The sequence below is a fragment of the Neobacillus drentensis genome, assembly GCF_036966985.1.
Taxonomy (GTDB): domain Bacteria; phylum Bacillota; class Bacilli; order Bacillales; family Cytobacillaceae; genus Neobacillus; species Neobacillus drentensis_E.
Genome location: NZ_JBALSN010000707.1, coordinates 1 through 1,591 on the forward strand (window position 1 = coordinate 1; position 1,591 = coordinate 1,591).

Consider the following 1,591-nt stretch of genomic DNA (forward strand, 5'->3'; position numbering starts at 1 on the left):
ACCAAATACAATTACCCATTGGATATCTATTAAGGGAGAAAAAGATATGACAAAAAAAGTGACCATGCAGGATATAGCCGATCGGTTAAATATTTCGAAAAACTCTGTTTCCCAAGCTTTGTCCGGAAAGCCAGGAGTTAGCGAAGAGACACGGATGCTGGTACAGCATACAGCTGATGAAATGGGTTATGCCTATTCGAATAGTCGAAATCAAAAACAGGTTGATAAAAAGGAACTCAAAAATATTGCGTTAATCGCTTCTGATTTTGCTTTTTCACTTAAAAGCTTTTTTGGTGAAATTTACTTAAGCGTTGAAAAAGAAGTTCGAGCCCGCGGCATGAATTTATTTATTGAACCGATTGATAGAGATTCTAAAGAGAACTTAGCTCTCCCCTCCTTGCTAACGAATCAGGAAATTGATGGAATTTTATTTCTTTCCCATATCAGTACCGATTATATTTCTAACATTATCAATACAGGTATACCTACCGTTTTGATTGACCATCATTCACCCTATTTAATGGCTGATTCCATCTTAACGAATAACCGTTTTGGAGCTTTTATGGCTGTAGAACACTTAATTCAGTTAGGACATCGTGATATAGCCTTCGTAGGTGATATTGAATTTTCTCCAAGCTATCAAGAGAGATTCGAGGGATACTTACTTGCTTTTAAAAAATACGGGTTAACGCCTAAAGAGGACTTTATGTTTACAAACGCAAAGGAAAACCAGGGTGACATCCATTCATTCCTTGATACCCTACAAGATGAGCCTTCAGCATGGTTTTGTGTGAACGATGGACTCGGTTTCCTTGGCACCTCTGTTTTGCAGCAAAGAGGTTTTAAAGTACCTGAAGATGTATCGGTATGCTGCTTTGATAATGGACAATTATCACAAATTTCAACCCCAAAGATAACAACAATGGATATTGATTTAAATTATTTCGGAAAAAAAGCAGTGGAGCAGCTTTGTTGGAGAATGGAAAACAAAGATGAGCCGATTCACGAGATTCTGTTACCTACCAAGCTCATCATTAGGGAATCCACTGCTGAAAGAAAAGAATAACTTTTTCTATAGATTATAGGAGAATGTGAAAAGCTTATGGTTAACGAAAAAACAATCTATATTATCTCTGGACCTTGCGGGGTTGGTAAATCCACACTTGCAAAAAAACTAGCACAAACTGTAAAGAAAAGTGCCCTTATTAAAGGGGATGACTTCCTCTCCATGTATGAGGAAACCTCTGAACCACCTTGGGATGAAAAGTTAGTAATTATGTGGAAACATATACTTTCTTTAACTAAAACTTTTATTCAACATGATTACAATGTGATTATCGATATTGTTGTGGAAGATGAGTTAGAGTGGTTCTGCAAACATTTTGCTTACTTGAATCTAAAGATTAAATATGTTGTCTTGCGGGCTGATGAGAACATTTTAATAGAACGTTTGAATAAGCGAGGAGATCCATTTTTAATTGACCGCTCCTTATTTTTGCTAAAACAACTTCAATACTCACCTGCAAATAGAAAATATCTTTATGACACCACTCATAAACAACCAGCTGAAATTTTAGAGGATATTATCAAT

Annotated in this window: 2 protein-coding genes; both read left to right on the plus strand. The window is 36.1% G+C overall.

The genetic code is table 11. The annotated features are described in order from the left end of the window. Nucleotides 1–46: 46 nt before the first annotated feature. Nucleotides 47–1,066 (plus strand): LacI family DNA-binding transcriptional regulator, encoded by a 1,020-nt coding sequence (locus tag V7659_RS30775; protein ID WP_335543800.1) that lies wholly within the window; start codon nt 47–49, stop codon nt 1,064–1,066. Nucleotides 1,067–1,102: 36 nt separating this feature from the next. Further along, nucleotides 1,103–1,591: AAA family ATPase (locus tag V7659_RS30780; RefSeq protein WP_335543799.1), on the plus strand; the 489-nt coding region annotated here is incomplete at its 3' end.

Excerpts from the sequence above, each read along its gene's own strand:
- V7659_RS30775 (WP_335543800.1), top strand. The coding sequence starts at position 47 with ATGACAAAAAAAGTGACCATGCAGGATATAGCCGATCGGTTAAATATT.